Genomic DNA, 16,389 nt, shown 5'->3' with positions numbered 1-16,389 from the left:
CTAAGAGGCCGTTCAGGCCTACTTCGCGTCCTTGTCCTTCTTGGACTTCTTTTTCTCTTTCTTACCGTTAGCGTCCTTGGTAACCACCTTCATCTTCTCCGCTTCCAAGGGTGGGGTGAGAGTAGAAGTTGGGGCCGCGGCCGGGGCGGCGGTGGCTACGCGGGTACCTTCGGCATCCAACTCTACCACCTCATAACCTAGCTCTGAAAGGCTGGGAAAAGCCTTGGCCCGGTCACCGACGACCACGATGTACATGTTATCGGCGGGCAGGTATTTCTGGGCAATGCCCTGCACGTCCTCTTTCTTGAGGGCTTTTAGGATGTCGCTCTGCTGCTGCACGTAGGTGGTGGGCAGGTCGTACTCCAGCAGGCGGCTCAGGAAGGCGGCTTTCTGCTGGCCGGTTTCGTAGCGCAGCGCGTCGCTCTGGCCCACCGAGGCTTGCAGGAACTGCAGCTCTTCGTCGGAAATGCCGTTGCGGTAGTTCTGGATTTCCTTCATGAACTCCTTCACCGAGGCGGCGGTGGCATCGGCGCGCACGCCGGCCTGGGCGGTGTAGGGCCCCACGTAGCGCGTGCCCTGGAAGCCCGAGCGGGCCCCGTAGGTGTAGCCTTTATCCTCGCGCAGGTTCAGGTTGATGCGCGAGTTGAAGGCGCCGCCCAGCAGGTAATTGCTCAGGTAGGCGCGGTAAAAGTCGCCGGTAGCATCGTAGGTAAGGGGTGTGAGGTAGCCCACCCGGATTTCCGACTGCGCGGCACCGTCCTTGTTCACGAAGTAGATGCGCGTCTTATCGGGCTGGGTGGTCGCCATGCCGGCCGGCAGGCTGATACGCTTCTGCTCCCATGTTTTGAGGAAGCCCAACTGGTTGGTGAGGCCGGCCTGGTCCACGTCGCCCACGGCCACCAGGTAGCTCACGTTGGGCGCGTAGTTCTGCTGGTAGAACTGCTTCACGTCGTCGAGGGTGAGGCTCGTGACGGTGGCCACGGTACCGCTGCCGGGCGTCTGCATGATGTCGCCGGCTCCGTACACAAGGCGAGCAAACGTCTTATCGGCAATGACGACCGGCTGGGTGCTCTGGTTGGCAATACCTTCCAGGGTCTGCTTTTTGAGGCGGGCGAAGTCGGCCTCATCGAAGCGCGGGTGCAGCAGACGCTCCTCCAGCAGCTTCATGGTAGCAGGCAGGTTCTTGGTCAGGCTCTGCACATACACGGTGGTGTTGTCGTCGCCGGTGTTCACCCGGATGGTGCTGCCCAGCTTGTCCAGCTCGGAGCTGAACTGCTCGCCGGTGTACTTCTGGGTGCCCTCGTTCAGCATAGCGGCCGTGAGCGAAGCAATACCAGCCTTGTTGGGCGTGGCCTGCTCCAGGCGGTGGCCGCCGCGCATGGTCAGCAGCATGGTCACCGTCGGAATTTCGGCGTTGCGGCTGCCCATCAGGCGCAGGCCGTTCGGGAAGGACGCCTGCCACACGGTGGGTACCTGCACCACCGGGTTGGCACCCGAGCCGGGCTGCTTGCTCCGGTCGAAGGTGTCGGTGGCCTTCACGTATTTCAGGCCGTCGTAGCCGTAATCGGGGGCCTTGTAGCCATCCTTGCTGGCGGTGTAGTTATCAGCCTTGGCGGGGGCCACGCTGCCGGTTTTGGGCACCACGCTCAGAATCACGGCGTTTTTGCCTTTGAGGTACTGGTTGTACACGCGGTTCACCTCGGCGGGCGTTACGGCGCGCAGCTGCTTCAACTCCTCGGGCAGGCGGTTGGGGTTGCCGAAGTAGGTCTGGTTGGCAGCCAGTTGGCTTACTTTGCCCTGCACGCTGGCCAGGCCGTTAATCATCTGGGCCTCGGTGCTGGCCTTGTAGCGGGCCACCTGCTCGGCGGTAGCACCGGTGCGCTCAAACTCTTTGAGGGTGTTGCGTACCTTGATTTCCAGCGAATCGAGGCCTTTGCCGGGGAAGGGCAGCGTGACAATGGTGAACTCGCCGGCCAGCTCCGAGGTGCTGTTGTAGGCCTGAGCCTGCACCGCCTGCTGGGTTTTGGTGAGGTTCTTATAGAGCAGGGAGTTTTTGCCACTGCCAATGATTTCGGCCAGCGCATCAAGGGCAAACTCGTCGGGGTGGCCGCTGGGCACCGTCGGGAATACCATTTGCAGCATCGGGAAGCGCACGTTGTCCTTGTAGCTCACGTAGCGGTCAGCGGTGAGCTTGGGGGCGGGCAGCTTCTGGGCCGCTACGGGCTGGCCTTTGGCAATGGGGCCGAAGTATTTCTCGGCCAACCGGATAACGTCGGCCGGCTTTACGTCGCCGCCCACGGTGAGGGTAGCGTTGTTGGGGCCGTACCAGCGCAGGAAGAAGTTCTTGAGGTCGTTTACGTCGGAACGGTCCAGGTCTTCGAGGTAGCCGATGGTGAGCCAGCTGTAGGGGTGACCATACGGATAGAGCGTGCGGCTCACGTTTTCGGAAGCCAGGCCGTAGGGACGGTTGTCGTAGTTCTGGCCCCGCTCGTTTTTCACGGTGCTGCGCTGGTTCTCGAACTTGGGCTGGGTCACGGCATCCAGCAAAAAGCCCATGCGGTCGGCCTCCAGCCACAGTGCGGTTTCAAGCTGGTTGCTGGGAACGGTTTCGAAATAGTTGGTCCGGTCGCGGTTGGTGCTACCGTTGAGCGTACCGCCGGATGCCGAAACGGTTTTGAAATGCTGCTCGTCGGCCACGTGGTCGGAGCCCTGGAACATCATGTGCTCAAAGAAGTGGGCAAAGCCCGACTTGCCAATCTGCTCCCGGGCCGAGCCCACGTGGTAGGTCACGTCCACATGTACCAGCGGGTCGGAATGGTCTTCGGCCACGATGACGGTGAGGCCGTTGGGCAGCACATACTTTTCGTAGGGAATTACCAGCTCCGAGCCTTTGCGGGTGACTTTTTCCACGAGGCGGGCTCCGCCGGTGGTAGCGGCCGGAGCCTTGGTAACGGTGGCGGGTTTGGGGGTAGACTTTTGCGCCAGGGCCGGCTGAACGGCTAGCGAAGCGCCCAGGCCCAGCAGCAACAGGTGATTACGAGTCATCAAAATAAGGAGGTGAGTGAGACGAATGGAAGCGGAAGTTACGCCCCGCCGCGCAAACGGCCGGGTGGCCGGCCCCCGGATTCCAACCAACTCGGCAGTTTCGGCCCCGAAAGCCCGAAAACCGGCCGTTAACGGGTACGGTGGCGTTCGGCCGCGCGGGGCCACGGCAGGTTCACCGGAGATTCATGTAGCGGCGGCATCTTTCGGCCGGACCGCGCGAAAAGTCGCCTTACCTTTGCCCGACTGCCGTATGCCTGACTCCAACCTCCCCGATTATCTGCACCTCTCTTACCGTTCCGATTTGGCGGTGGTGTTTCTGCGCTGGACCCGGCCTGCTACCTCCGCCGAGCACCGCGAAGGCTACCGCACCGGCCTAGTGCTGGCCCGGCGCGAACAGGCCGGCCGCTGGCTGATTGATCTGCGCAGTCGGGGCCTCGCCGACCCGACGGATCTGCAGTGGCTGCTAGAGGAGTTTCGGGTCGAGTTGAAGGCGGCTTTGCCGGGTATCCCGCGCCGCCTAGCTTACCTCACCACGCCCTACCACGCCGACATCCTGCGCCCCCGCCTGGCCGAGTACGACCACGACCCCACCAACAGCACCCAACTGCGGGTGTTCACCGAGGAGCAGCTGGCCCAGCAGTGGCTGCAGCACGGCTAAGCGCGTAAGTATTACGCTACACTAAAAAGCCCCGCTGCACTCAGGTGCGGCGGGGCTTTTTGCTGTCCGTTAGTCGGTGGTTGACGGGTTACACGCGCGGGTTCGATTCCACGGTGGTGTCGTAGCCGGGCGAGCTGGTCTGGAGGGTCGCGTCAGCGGGCAGACGGATGTCGTCGGCGTCGTGGACGCGCAGGGTCAGCAGGCCCGAGATGATCATGGAAACGCCACCCAGAATCAGCGTGTACACGGCTTCGCCCCCGAATACGGTTTTGGTGAAGAAGCCCAGAATCAGGCCCGCCACTACCTGCGGAATCACAATGAAGAAGTTGAATACGCCCATGTAGTAGCCCATTTTGTTGGCGGGCAGTGCGCCGGCCAGCATGGCGTAGGGCACGCTCAGGATGGAAGCCCAGGCTATGCCCACCCCAATCATGGACACGAGCAGCATTTTGGGGTCCTGAATGAAGTAGATGGAAATTAGGCCCAGGCCGCCGGCTACCAGGCACAGCAGATGCGTGAAGCGGCGGCTGGTGGCGCGGGCAATAAAGGGCAGCAGCAAAGCTGCCACGGCCGAAACCCCGTTGTAGGTGGCAAAGCACACGCCCACCCAGTCGGCACCCTCATTGTAGAGCTTGGAAGTGGTGTCGGTGGTGTGGTAGATGTGACTGGTGACGGCGGGCGTGGTGTAAATCCACATCGAGAACAGCGCCAGCCAGGAGAAGAACTGCACAATGGCCAGCTGGGCCATTGTCTTGGGCATGTGGAAGATACCGCCGAACGACTCGCGGATACCATTCCAAAAACCAGCGGTGCGGCGCTTCTCTTCTTCAAACTCGGCCATATCAGCCGGCGGGTACTCTTTGGTGGTCAGTACCGTCCAGAGCACTGCCGTGAAGAAGGCAAAGGCCCCGATATAGAAGGCATACTTCACCGAAGGCGGAATCTGACCAGCGGGGGCCGTGTTGGCAATGCCAAACCAGTTGGTAAACATCCAGGGCAGCATGGAAGCTACCACGGCTCCTACGCCGATAAAGAACGTCTGGGCGGCAAAGCCCGTGGTACGCTGCTCCGAGGGCAGTAAATCACCCACCAGCGCCCGGAACGGCTCCATACTGATGTTGATGCTGGAGTCCATGATCCAGAGCATGCCCACAGCCATCCACAGGGCGGATACGTTGGGCATCACTAGCAAGGCAAAGGAGGCCAGCACCGCGCCCACCAAAAAAAACGGCCGGCGGCGGCCCCATTTCGGGCTCCAGGTGCGGTCCGACATATACCCGATGATGGGCTGCACGAGCATACCGGTAAGCGGAGCCGCCAGCCAATACAGCGCTATTTCGGTGCCACCCAGCGTTTCGAAGATTCGGCTCACGTTGGCGTTCTGCAACGCAAAGCCAAACTGGATACCCAGAAAGCCAAAGCTCATGTTCCAGATCTGCCAGAAGCTGAGGCGGGGTTTGTTATCGGTGCCGGGGGGAGCGGCTGCTACACTGGTTGCCATTCTGTGACTGTGTGGGAATTAGGGGAGGGTTTTAGAGCTTAGAGGTGAGAACCGAGAGCTTAGAAACCAAAAAGATGCTAAGCTCTAAGTTCTCACCTCTAAGATCTACTTCTTGGGGTTGATTTCGAAGATGTAAGCGCTTTGGGGAGCCAGGGTGAGGTTGAGGGTTTGCACGGCCGGAGCCTGGCTGAGCAGCTCGGAGTAGGTGTAGAACTGCTGGGGGTTGAGGCCCATCAGTTGCAGCACATTCTGCGGAATCCGGATAGTGGGCTTATAAGTTTTATCGGGGCTGAAGTTGACTACGATGAGCAGCTTTTGCTTCCCGGTGTAGCGCACGTAGGTGTAAAGCTGGCGCTGGTTGTACTGCGCGTCGAGGTTGTTGGCGTCCTGCAGCTCGTAGAATTTGCCCTGGCGGATGGCGTCGCTCTGGCTGGTGAGCGTGAGCAGGCGGGCGTAGAAGTCGTGGAGCTGGCGTTGCTCGGGGCTGAGCTTACCGCCGTCGAACTTGCCGCCGTTCATCCATTTCTGGTGTTCGGGCACGCCCCAGTAGTCGAAGATGGTGGTGCGGCCGTCCTCACCCGAAAAGCCCTCGGAGCCGTGGGCTGGTTCGCCCACATCCTGCCCGAAGTACAGCATTACGGGGCCGGTAGCCAGCGTGGCCGAAACCGTCATGGCCGGAATGGCGGCGCGGGGGTTACCGGCGAAGTCCTTGCTGGCAATGCGCTGCTCGTCGTGGTTTTCCAGGAAGCGCAACATGTGGTTGGCAATGCCGCGGCTTTCCTCCTTCCATACTTTGGTGATGTCCTCGGTGCTGCCCTCGCCGCGCATGAGGCGGCGCAGGCCGTCGTAGAGGCCCACCTTGTCGTAGAGGTAATCGAACTTGCCCTGCTCGATGTACATCTTGTACGTCTTGGCGTCGTAGGCCTCGCCGATAAAGACCAGCTTGGGGTTCACCTTTTTCAGCTCCGGAATCACCCAGGCCCAGAACTCTACCGGCACCATCTCGGCCATGTCGCAGCGGAAACCGTCCACGTCCTTCTTGGCCCAGAAGATGAGGATGTCGCGCATTTTCAGCCACGTATCGGGCGTTTGCTCGAAGTGCTTTTTGCGGCCGTTCTGGTAATCGACGCCGTAGTTGAGCTTGATGGTTTCAAACCAGTCGTCCACCTTGGGCGCTTCCGAAAACACGTCGTTGCCGGTGGCTTTGGCCGGGTTTTCCTGGAACTTGCCGTCCTCGCGGGGGCCTTTCAAATCACCCAGCGGGTTGTAGCCGGCCGGCACCACGAAGGGCTTGCCAGGCAGGTAGTAGAAGTTGTTGTTGGGCGCGAAAGCCGTGGTTTTGTCGTCCTTCTCCCCCAAATCGGCCACGCCCGCCGGGTTGGCATCCGACTTGTAGGTGCGGGCCACGTGGTTGGGTACGAAGTCGATGATGACTTTCAGGTCGTTGTCGTGGGTGCGCTTCACCAGGGCCTCGAACTCCGCCATGCGGTTCTTCACGTCCACGGCCAGGTCGGGGTTCACATCGTAGTAATCCTTGATGGCGTAGGGCGAGCCAGCGCGGCCTTTCACCACGTCGGCATCATCCAGGGCAATGCCCTGCTTGGTGTAGTCCGTCATGGTGGCGTGCTCAATCACGCCGGTGTACCATACGTGGCTGGCCCCCAGCTTCTTGATGGCCTGCAGGGCCGGACCGGTAATGTCGTTGAACTTACCCACGCCGTTTTCCTGGAGCGTACCGTAGGGCTTGTTCACGGCGGTTTTGTTGCCGAACAGGCGGGTCATCATCTGGTAAATCACCAGCTTATGATCCTGGGGCTGCTCGTCGGTGGTATTGGGGTCCGAGGAGGCAAAGGAATCAGCCACGGAAGCGGAGGGTTGCAAGGTGAAAGAAGAAAGCCCGAACGCAGCCAGCCCCAGAGACAGGGCCGCCGCCGGCAGCAGCAGGTATTTCATAGGTAAGCAAGATAGGCGTTTAGGTGGGTTGTCATTGTGAGCCGCGCGAAGCAATCCGTCCTTTTACATCTGAAAGCTTCCGGATTTGACAAGCCTATGATAGACCACGCACCATTGGCTTCTGAATAGGTCTAAGCTAAGCGCTCAGAAAAGGAAGGATTGCTTCGCGCGGCTCGCAATGACAGTTTACCATTCCTGCGTCATCGGGTGCAGCATCAGCTCGTCGATGACCACGTGGGCCGGGGCCTCCAGCACGTAGCGCACTGCCTGGGCCACATCGGAGGGCTTGAGATGGGTTTTCTCGGCGTCGGGGCTGCCGGGGCGGGAGTCGTTGAAGTACGTATCCACCAGACCGGGGTAGATGGTGCTCACCTTCACGCCGTGGGGGCGCACTTCTTTGCGCAGCGAGGCCAGCAGGGCATCCTGGGCGTATTTACTGGCCCCGTAGGCGGTGCCGTGCTCGAAGGTGCGCTTGCTCACATCGGAGGTAATGCCCACGATGTGGCCCCGGCCCTGGGCCTTGAAGTGCGGCACCGCCGCCTTACACAGCAGAAACGTACCCTTCACGTTCACGTCGAAGATCCGGTCCCACTCGGCGGCCTCGAAGTGCTCCAGCAGGTTGAAGGAGCCCACGCCCGCGTTGCACACCAGAATATCGAGGCGGCCGAAGCGGCTGAGCGTTTCCGTGACGATATGCCGGGCGTCGGCCTCGTCGGCTACGTCGGCGGGAATGGCCAAGCCTTGGGTTTTGGCGTTGAGCTCTTCAAGTTCCTCAGCGGTGCGGGCTACGGCTACCACTTTGGCACCCTGCAGGGCCAGCAGCAGGGCAATAGCGCGGCCGATGCCCCGGCTGGCACCCGTTACAATGGCTACTTGGTTGGTGAGGTCGGTCATGGCTTTATCAGGTTGAAGCTGAAGATAGTACCAAGCGGTAGTACATAAGTAGCGACGAGCGGCCGTGGTTCCGCCGCTCGTCGCTAATCTTATTTTTTCAGCTCCACCACCCAGGCCGTGCGCCCGGGAACCTTAAAGCTCTTGAGGTCAGCCAGGGCCGCGCCGGAGTTGATTTCCACCCCGGAGCTAAAGCCGCCAGTACGCTCCGCAAACCGCGCGCCGTCCACTGTTTTCTCGTCTTTGTTGCCGTTGAGCAGGATCATCACCGCCTCGTCCTGGTCGTTGTACCGGAAATATACATACACGCCATCCTGCGGAATGAACTGCATGAGCTTGCCGGTGGCCAGCACCGGGTGCGCCTGGCGGTAGAGGCTGAGCTTGCTGAGGTAGTTAAACGCCTCACCGGTCTGGCCCGTGCGGCCGGCCGCCGTGAAGTAGTTGGTTTTGTCGCCGGAGAAGCCGCCGGGGAAGTCCTCGCGCACCTTGCCGTCGGGGTTGCTGAAGTTCTTCATCAGCATCTCGGTGCCGTAGTAGAGTTGCGGAATGCCGCGGGTAGTGAGCAGCCAAGCCACACCCAGCTTGTACTTGTTGAAATCCTCCCCGATTACCGAGTAGAAGCGGCTCATGTCGTGGTTGTCGAGGAAGGTGACGTTGCGGGTGGCGTCCTCGTACATCCAGTCGCCCTGCAGGGCTTCGTACATGCGGTTCATGTTGGGCTGGTCGCCGCGCAAGGCATCATGCACCGCTCCCTGCGACTGGAAATCGAACACCGATTCCAGGTTCGACTTGAAGCCATCGACGGGCTGGAACACGTTGCGGGCGAAGAACGCCTGCTGGGCCGTGCTGCCTACCCAGGCCTCGCCGAAGCTGAACAGCGTCGGGAACTCCTCTTGCATCGCCTGGCCCCACTGCATCAGGAACTTGGGGTCGGAATACGGGTAGGTATCGATGCGGTAAGCGTCGAGGCCGGTGTATTCCACCCACCACAAAAAGTTCTGAATCAGGTAGGTAGCCACCAGCGGGTTGCTCTGGTTCACGTCGGGCATGGTGGTGTCGAACCAGCCTTTGTTGTAGAGCTTGCCGTCCAGCTGGGAGCCGTAGGGGTCGTTGAGGGCCAGGGAGTTGTAGTTACTGCGCGTGAAGCCGGGCCACTGGTTGAACCAGTCTTTGGCGGGCTGATCCAGGAACAGGTAGTTTTTGCTGCCCATGTGGTTGAGCACCACATCATGCACCACTTTCAGGCCGTTGGCGTGGGCCTTGTCCACAAACTGCTTGTACTCTTCCAGCGTGCCGTAGCGGCGGTCGGTGTTGTAGTAGTCGGTGAGGGCGTAGCCGTGGTAGCTGGCCTTGGGCATGTCGTTTTCCACCACCGGCGTCAGCCACAAAGCCGTTACGCCCAGGCTCTTGAAGTAGTCGAAGTGGTTCTCGATGCCTTTCAGGTCGCCGCCGTGGCGGGCGTACATCGAGTCGCGGGCCACTTTGGGGGCACGCATGTCCTTGAGGTAATCGTTCTTGGGGTCGCCGTTCGAGAACCGGTCGGGCATCAGGAAGTAGATGAAATCCTGCTGCGCGAGGCCCTGCACTTTCTGCTTGTCGCCGGGCGTGGTGCGCTGCTTCAGCTCGTAGGCGAAGGTGGTTTTCTTCGCGCCCTGGAACTCCAGCTGCAGCTTGCCGGGCTTGGCCGTGGGGCTGATGGTGAGGTTGATGAGCAGGTAGTTGGGGCTTTCCAGCTTCTGCACCCCGTCCAGCGTCACGCCCTCATAATTCTTGAGAGTAGCGGTGCTGCTGGCAATGCCGGGGCCGTGGACCAGCAGCTGCAACTTCGGGTTTTTCATACCCACCCACCAGAAGGTCGGGTCGATGCGCTGAATGGCGGCGGTTTTGGCGGCCGGGGCGGCCAGTTCGGTAACGGTCAGGGCCGGGGCGGCCAGGGCTACCGACGAGGTAGCGGCGGCCAGCAGCGAGCCGGCCAGCAGAGGTAGAAATCGGAAGGAGTTCATACGCGGGGTGGGAAGTCAGAAACGGTTCTGCCAAGGTACGCACCCCGACCCCGCTCATGCTACTGCCGCCGCCGCCGGAAATGGTGACGTATTGACGGGTTTTTGGTGCTCTGTTGATTCAAGCTGCGCAATGCGGCCGGCGGACCGGGTAATGCGGTTGTATATGACCGGTTCTTCCCCTTCTTCAACCCCAAACAAAAGCCCCGCCGCCCGGAAGGTCCGGACGGCGGGGCCGTGTGCATTGCGCGGGTTACAGCGGGCCGCTTATTGCAGCTTCGCCAGCCACAAAGAGGCGTTCAGGTGCAGGCGGGCGTGGCTCACGTTTTCGTTCCAGCCATCATACACCGTGTTGCCGGGCGAGCCGGTGCCGTCGTCTGCCGGCGAGGAGTCGCCGATAATCACCACGCGGCCGGTGCCGAAGGTGCTGCTAGCGGCCATGGCCAGGCTGTTGCCCTGGGTGGCGGAGGTGCGCCAGATCAGGCCCTGCACCGTGCTGTTGGCGGTGGGGCTGAGCGTCATGGTGGCACCGTTGTGGAAGGACAGCTGCGACACCCGGCCCTGCGAGCCGTTCATGATGGTATTGGTGCTGGTGGTGAGGGCGTTGCTGCTGTTTTCCACGATGTTGTCCATGTTCACCGAGAAGCCGAAGGGGTTGGCTTTCACGGAGTTGTTCTGCATCAGGTCGTTCCAGATTTCGGGCGAGTCCCAGCCGTCGTTGTTGCGGTCCGAGATGGTGTGGTCGGAAATCATGAACAGGCCGCCGCCGTTCTGCACGAACTGCAGGATGGCCGTTTTCTCGGCGGCCGTGAATACCGTGTTCGGCTCATCCACCACAAACACGCTGTAGTTGCTCAGGTCCTGGGAGTTGCTGCTGTTGCCGTAGCTGATGGCCGTGCCGGCGGGCAGCTGCTCCACCGTGTGGCCCAGCTTCACCAGCGCCACGCCCCAGGCCGAAACCGCGCCCGTCCAGAAGGTTTCCGAGGTAGTAGCCGTGATGCCGCTCTGGGCTGGCGTGGGGTAGCGCGAGGCCACGCCACTGTTCACGTCCAATACCCAGTCGGCATTGCCGGCCAGCTCCCCGTGCGAGCCATCGAACAGGAATTTCTTGCCCGTGCCGGTGGGCGGCGGCGTAGTGCCCCCGCCGGAGCCATACTGCTCCATCGTCACGTTATCGAAGTTCACGCGGTTGGTGCCACCCGAGGTCTTGCGGATCTGCAGGCGCAAGTTGCCGCTCAGGTTTACCGTGAACGAGGCCGTGCTGAGCGTGGCGCTGCTGCTGGTAATGGTGCTGCCCACTTTGGCATAGCTGCTGCCGCTGTTCTGGCTTACCCACAGCTCCCACTGCGAGCTGCCATCGGTGCCGTACACGGCGTGCTGCACCGTAACCACGCCCGCGCCGGTGGTGGCGTTGAAGTTCATGGTAAGCGAGCCCACATTGCGCACCCGCACCGACTGCGCGCCGGTTTTAGGGTCGGCGGTGGTGTTGCCCAGCAGAGCGTCGTTGAGCGTCCAGGAGCCCGAGCCAAGCGTGACGGAGCCGGTGGTGTAGGCGGTTTTGGTGCCGGTGTCGAAGCCTTCCGGGAAACCGGCGCTACTCACATCGGCAGTGCCGGTGGCGGTGGTGGCCGCAACGGGGGAAGGAAGATTATCCTGTTTGGCGCAGGACAGAACGGTGAGGCTCAGCAGGGAGGCTGTGAGCCAGCGCAGGGGGTAGCGCATACGGTGTAGGATGGTTGTGGAGTGAGAAAAAGGACTGAAAACCCTTTCGGCAAAGGTATCGGGACCCTGAGTGACGAAAAGGATAAGGAATATTATAGAATTATTATCAAACAGTTAGCTTGCTTAACCCCGTTCCCGGTACCGGATTTTTGCCCCGGAAACTGTCGCCAGACGGAAACGGCTCAGGCAGCCTGACCGGGCCGTTTAATGGTGCTTGTTTGCCTTTTACTAGTGGCTCGTTAACATTTTGGCATTCTTATCTGAATGCAATCCGCTTGGTCCGTTCTTTTCCGCTTTTTTTGGGCTTTCAACCGGCGCGGTGCGGCTTTTCGCACTGCCGGTAAGCTTACACTCACCGCACATTTTCTGCTTGTATGGCATTCGAGTTTAACCCCTACACCCCCGCCCCGGAGTTCAGCACGCCGGCCGCATATTTCTCCATGGAATTTGCCCTGGATCAGGCCCTCAAAACCTACTCCGGCGGCCTCGGCTTTCTGGCCGGCTCGCACATGCGTTCCGTGTATGAGCTCAAGCAGAACCTAGTAGGCATCAGCATTCTGTGGTCGTTCGGCTACTACGACCAGGGCCGCAACGAGGACCAGAGCATGCGCGCCGATTTCCGCCTGAAGCACTACAGCTTTTTGCAGGATACCGGCCTGGTGTTCCCCATCACCATTCACAACGCGCAGGTGCTGGTGAAGGCCCTGTACCTGGCCCCCGACACGTTCGGTACGGCCCCGATGTTCTTCCTCACGACGGACATTCCCGAAAACGACTACCTCTCGCGCACCATCTCCCACCACCTGTACGACGCCGACACGGCCGCCCGCGTGGCCCAGAGCATTCTGCTGGGCGTGGGTGGCGGTAAGCTGCTCGATGTGCTGGGCCGCCACACGGAGGTGTACCACCTCAACGAGGGCCACGGTCTGCCCCTGGCCTTCTACCTCTACGACAAGCACGGCCGTAACCTCGACGAGGTGAAGAAGCGCCTGGTGTTCACCACCCACACGCCCGAGCTGGCCGGCAACGAGGAGCACCCCATCAAGCTGCTGCACGATATGTCGTTCTTCGGCAACGTGCCGCTGGAGGAAGTGCGCAACCTGGGCCTGGTGGAAAATGAGCGCCTGAACTACACGCTCACCGCCCTGCGCTTCTCGCGCATCTCGAACGGCGTGAGCAAGGTGCACGGCGAAGTGGCCAATGACATGTGGGGCACCAACGCGGGCATCTGCCCCATCATTGCCATTACCAACTCCCAGAACGGCACCTACTGGCGCGACCAGCCTTTGCACGAAGCCCTGGTAGCCAACGATGACAAGGCTCTGAAGGCCCGCAAGCGGGAGCTGAAAAAGCAGCTGTTCGACCTCGTGGCCGACCAGACCGGTACTTTGCTCGACCCGGACGTACTGACCGTGGTGTGGGCCCGCCGCTTTGCCGGCTACAAGCGCGCCGATTTGATTCTGCGCCACTTCGAGCGGTTCCTCGACATCGTGAACAACGCCGACCGGCCGGTGCAGGTTATCTGGGCCGGTAAGCCGTATCCGAAGGATTTCGGGGCGGTGGGTCTGTTCAACAGCATCATTGAGAAGACGAAGAACCTCGCCAACTGCGCCGTACTCACGGGCTATGAGCTGGGCCTCTCGGCTGCTCTCAAGAAGGGTTCCGATATCTGGCTGAACACGCCCCGCTACCCGCGTGAAGCCTCGGGCACCTCGGGCATGACGGCCGCCATGAACGCCTCGGCCTCGCTGAGCATTGCCGATGGCTGGATTCCGGAGTTCGTGCGCCACGGCGAAAACGGCTTCATCATCGCGCACACCGACATCAACCAGCCCGATGAGGTGAAGGATAACCTGGAAGCCACCAACGTGCTCGACGTGCTCGAAAACGAAATCGTGCCCCTGTACTACGGCCAGCCCGAGAAGTTCCTGGAGCTGGTGAAAACCGGCATGCGCGAGGTAGAGCCCGAGTTCGAGTCGCACCGCATGGCCACCGAGTACTACCAGCGCATGTACGACGCCAAGTAAAGGCACGCACGCTGCTTAGAAAACCCGCCGGTTCAGGATCTGCCCCTGAGCCGGCGGGTTTTTGCGTTAGTCTGTAACGCCCAATACCCCACGGAGTATCTGCCACACGTTCTGGGCCAGAATTTTCTGGCCCTCGGCGTTGGGGTGTACCCCGTCGGGGAGGTTGAGGTGGCGCTGGCCCATCACGCCGTGCAGCAGGAATGGCACAAAATCGACCTGATTCTTCTCTGCCAGCTGCCGGAACAGCGCGTTGAACTCCTGGGCGTAGTGCCCAAGCCGACCGCCGCCCAGCGTGGCCAGTGGCCCCAAATCAAAGGGAAACTCCAGGCCTACCAGTACCACCCGGGCCTCGGGATGGGCGCGGCGCACCGCATCGAGGATGAACTGCAGGTTCTGGGTGGTTTCGCGGACGGGAATGCCGCGCAGGCCGTCGTTGGCCCCCAGCTCCAGCACGAACACGTCTATTTTATCGAAACGCGCCAGGACGGAGCTGATGCACTGCCGACCCCCGGCAGTGGTTTCGCCGCTGACGCCGTAGTTGTGGGCTTTGTAGGCGAGGCCGGCCGCGTCAATTTTTTCCTGAATACGGGCCGGAAAAGACTCACTGGCGCGGAGCTGATAACCGGCCGTAAGCGAGTCGCCGAAGAAGAGGAGGGTGTGCATAGTGGGAAGCAGCGCGGACGGCTGCGCTGAAGAAAAGTAGCGTCTACGCAGGCCGCAAACGGCTGGCAAAGCTTTCCAGCCAAGATCTAAAAGACAGAATGAGTAAAAACCGGATAGAAAAACTTCACTTGTACGACTACTCACTACGGGAAAGTTGCTACTGTGGAGCTGAATTTTTATACCATCCTCAGGATCAGCATATATATTATGGCCTATATTTCCTAGCTTTGACACAATATTCAGCACCGATGTGTGCAGTTCCCTTTTCGGCGAGTATGAACAAAAATCTACGCTTTCAAGTGTTGGCAGCGGCGGCGTTGGCAACGGCTTCACTTTCAGCCAGCGCTCAAACCGGCAGCGTCGGAATTGGGGTGGCCACTCCCAACTCATCGGCTGTGCTGGACGTGAGCAGCACCACCAAGGGTATGCTGGTACCGCGCCTGACCAGTGCCCAGCGCACGGCCATCAGCAGCCCGGCCCAGGGCCTGCTCGTGTTCCAGACCGATGGCACCCAGCCCGGCTTCTACTACAACGCCAGTACCACCAGCACGGCCAACTGGCTGTGGCTGCCCGATAAGGCCGGGGCCGGCGACAACCTGGGCAACGGCACGGCCACCACGGCCGTGAAGCTGGCCGGCAATACCCTTTCCAACAACGGTACCGGCGGCATCAGCATCACCGACGCGGGCCAGGTGACGGTAACCGGCAACAGCGTGGTAACCGGCAGCGGCAACGTGGGCGGCAGCCTGGCCGTGGGCACCACGGCGGCCCCGGTTAGCACGGCGGCACTGGAGGTCAGCAGCACCAGCAAGGGCCTGCTCCCACCCCGCATGACACTGGCGCAGCGCAACGTCATCGGGAGCCCGGCCGTCGGCCTGCTCATCATCCAGACCGATAACACGCCCGGCCTCTACCAGTACACCGCCACGGGCTGGTCGACGGTAGGCGCGGGCAACTACACGGCCGAAAGCAACTCGGTGAGTACCGCCCCCACGGCTGCCGTGACGGTGGCTCCGGCCGTGACCAACATCGTGTACACCAATAACGGTGGCGGCAACGGAGCCGTGACGCTGGGTGCGGGCACGGAAGGCCAGCGCCTCGTTATCGTCAACAACGACAATGAGTTTCTGACGGTGGTATCGGGCAGCGGCACGGGCAACATCCTGTCGCGGTACGCGGCGCGCTACATCTACACCAACGGGGCCTGGCGCCGGGAGTCGTAGGCGGCTCCTCTTTCCGTATTTCTCTTTCGAGCCCCGCTAGTTTCATGGCTGACTTTTCCTCTTCGGCATCCGGCTCCGCGGCCGGGCGCCGCTCTTTGCGCCAGCGCCTGCAACGCTGGCTGCGGCCCGGCACGGCGGCCCAGCCCCGGCAGCTGGTATCCATGCGCCCCAACAGCTCGCAGCCTTTTGTGGGCGAAATAGCCATTTTCGCCGGCAACTTCGCCCCCTATGGTTGGATGTTCTGCCACGGCCAGCTGCTGCCTATTTCAGAATACGAGACGCTATTCCAGCTGATCGGGACCACCTACGGCGGCGACGGACAGGAGACGTTTGCCCTGCCCAACCTACAAAGCCGGGTGCCGGTGCACATGGGTAGTGGGCCGGGGTTGAGTAATTATCAACTGGCAGAAGCGGCGGGAGTAGAAACGGTAACGCTGAGTACCCAGCAGATTCCGTCGCACACGCATACGTTGAGCGCCAGCGCGTCACCCGGTACATCGGCCTCCCCAATAGGCACTGCGCTGGCTGACAGCGGCTCCGGCTCGGCCCAGTACACGCAGTCAACGGCCAGCCTGGTAAAACAGCCCACCCAGCCGCTGGGCGTGGTGGGTGGCAGTCAGCCCCACGAGAACATGCAGCCCTTCCTGGTGGTGAACTACATCATCTCGCTGTACGGGACGTTTCCTTCCCCTTCCTAAGCCGATTC

11 protein-coding genes are annotated in these 16,389 nt (G+C 61.2%); 4 read left to right on the top strand and 7 right to left on the bottom strand.

All coding sequences use genetic code 11. The features are described from left to right. Window positions 1-18: 18 nt before the first annotated feature. Window positions 19-3,045, bottom strand: coding sequence for a M16 family metallopeptidase (locus EI293_RS05750; protein WP_125436156.1), 3,027 nt, complete (start codon window positions 3,043-3,045; stop codon window positions 19-21). Window positions 3,046-3,295: 250 nt separating this feature from the next. Here EI293_RS05750 and EI293_RS05745 point away from each other — a divergent pair, with 250 nt between their 5' ends. After that, entirely contained in the window at window positions 3,296-3,703 is a 408-nt protein-coding gene (locus tag EI293_RS05745; protein ID WP_125436155.1) for a hypothetical protein, read from the top strand. Window positions 3,704-3,791: 88 nt separating this feature from the next. Here the strand turns inward: EI293_RS05745 and EI293_RS05740 are convergent, their stop codons facing one another. The 5 genes from EI293_RS05740 to EI293_RS05720 all read right to left on the bottom strand — a co-directional run bounded on the left by EI293_RS05740 (window position 3,792) and on the right by EI293_RS05720 (window position 11,770). Then, entirely contained in the window at window positions 3,792-5,204 is a 1,413-nt protein-coding gene (locus tag EI293_RS05740) for an MFS transporter (protein ID WP_246010539.1), read from the bottom strand. Window positions 5,205-5,309: 105 nt separating this feature from the next. After that, window positions 5,310-7,157 carry an alpha-amylase family glycosyl hydrolase gene (locus EI293_RS05735; protein WP_125436154.1) on the bottom strand — a complete coding sequence of 616 codons (1,848 nt, stop codon included), beginning with the start codon at window positions 7,155-7,157 and terminating at the stop codon, window positions 5,310-5,312. 186 nt (window positions 7,158-7,343) lie between these two features. Then, window positions 7,344-8,051, bottom strand: coding sequence for an SDR family oxidoreductase (locus EI293_RS05730; RefSeq protein WP_125436153.1), 708 nt, complete (start codon window positions 8,049-8,051; stop codon window positions 7,344-7,346). 89 nt (window positions 8,052-8,140) lie between these two features. Then, window positions 8,141-10,051, bottom strand: coding sequence for a glycoside hydrolase family 13 protein (locus EI293_RS05725; RefSeq protein ID WP_125436152.1), 1,911 nt, complete (start codon window positions 10,049-10,051; stop codon window positions 8,141-8,143). A 264-nt stretch (window positions 10,052-10,315) separates the two neighbouring features. Beyond that, window positions 10,316-11,770, bottom strand: coding sequence for a hydrolase (locus EI293_RS05720; protein ID WP_125436151.1), 1,455 nt, complete (start codon window positions 11,768-11,770; stop codon window positions 10,316-10,318). 374 nt (window positions 11,771-12,144) lie between these two features. On the opposite strand from EI293_RS05720, the gene glgP reads away from it, so the two are divergent. Beyond that, the gene (gene glgP / locus EI293_RS05715; RefSeq protein ID WP_125436150.1) at window positions 12,145-13,797 is read left to right on the top strand and encodes an alpha-glucan family phosphorylase; all 1,653 of its coding nucleotides are present in this window, start codon (window positions 12,145-12,147) and stop codon (window positions 13,795-13,797) included. 66 nt (window positions 13,798-13,863) lie between these two features. On the opposite strand, the gene EI293_RS05710 is transcribed toward glgP, so the two are convergent. Further along, window positions 13,864-14,460 carry an arylesterase gene (locus EI293_RS05710; protein WP_125436149.1) on the bottom strand — a complete coding sequence of 199 codons (597 nt, stop codon included), beginning with the start codon at window positions 14,458-14,460 and terminating at the stop codon, window positions 13,864-13,866. 275 nt (window positions 14,461-14,735) lie between these two features. Between EI293_RS05710 and EI293_RS05705 the strand changes: the two genes are divergently transcribed. Together EI293_RS05705 and EI293_RS05700 are read left to right on the top strand one after the other, a co-directional pair. Next, the gene (locus EI293_RS05705; RefSeq protein ID WP_125436148.1) at window positions 14,736-15,683 is read left to right on the top strand and encodes a hypothetical protein; all 948 of its coding nucleotides are present in this window, start codon (window positions 14,736-14,738) and stop codon (window positions 15,681-15,683) included. A gap of 44 nt (window positions 15,684-15,727) precedes the next feature. Further along, window positions 15,728-16,381, top strand: coding sequence for a phage tail protein (locus tag EI293_RS05700; RefSeq protein WP_246010538.1), 654 nt, complete (start codon window positions 15,728-15,730; stop codon window positions 16,379-16,381). Window positions 16,382-16,389 lie beyond the last annotated feature (8 nt).

Origin of the sequence: Hymenobacter perfusus (assembly GCF_003944765.1) — a bacterium.
Lineage (GTDB): Bacteria > Bacteroidota > Bacteroidia > Cytophagales > Hymenobacteraceae > Hymenobacter > Hymenobacter perfusus.
This window is presented reverse-complemented; position numbering and strand designations above follow the sequence as displayed.

What these genes read in the sequence shown, in the direction of transcription:
- EI293_RS05720 (WP_125436151.1), bottom strand. Translation starts at nt 11,770, where the DNA reads ATGCGCTACCCCCTGCGCTGGCTCACAGCCTCCCTGCTGAGCCTCACC.
- EI293_RS05735 (WP_125436154.1), bottom strand. Translation starts at nt 7,157, where the DNA reads ATGAAATACCTGCTGCTGCCGGCGGCGGCCCTGTCTCTGGGGCTGGCT.
- EI293_RS05700 (WP_246010538.1), top strand. Translation starts at nt 15,728, where the DNA reads ATGGCTGACTTTTCCTCTTCGGCATCCGGCTCCGCGGCCGGGCGCCGC.
- EI293_RS05725 (WP_125436152.1), bottom strand. Translation starts at nt 10,051, where the DNA reads ATGAACTCCTTCCGATTTCTACCTCTGCTGGCCGGCTCGCTGCTGGCC.
- EI293_RS05740 (WP_246010539.1), bottom strand. Translation starts at nt 5,204, where the DNA reads ATGGCAACCAGTGTAGCAGCCGCTCCCCCCGGCACCGATAACAAACCC.
- EI293_RS05710 (WP_125436149.1), bottom strand. Translation starts at nt 14,460, where the DNA reads ATGCACACCCTCCTCTTCTTCGGCGACTCGCTTACGGCCGGTTATCAG.
- EI293_RS05705 (WP_125436148.1), top strand. Translation starts at nt 14,736, where the DNA reads ATGAACAAAAATCTACGCTTTCAAGTGTTGGCAGCGGCGGCGTTGGCA.
- glgP (WP_125436150.1), top strand. Translation starts at nt 12,145, where the DNA reads ATGGCATTCGAGTTTAACCCCTACACCCCCGCCCCGGAGTTCAGCACG.
- EI293_RS05750 (WP_125436156.1), bottom strand. Translation starts at nt 3,045, where the DNA reads ATGACTCGTAATCACCTGTTGCTGCTGGGCCTGGGCGCTTCGCTAGCC.
- EI293_RS05745 (WP_125436155.1), top strand. Translation starts at nt 3,296, where the DNA reads ATGCCTGACTCCAACCTCCCCGATTATCTGCACCTCTCTTACCGTTCC.
- EI293_RS05730 (WP_125436153.1), bottom strand. Translation starts at nt 8,051, where the DNA reads ATGACCGACCTCACCAACCAAGTAGCCATTGTAACGGGTGCCAGCCGG.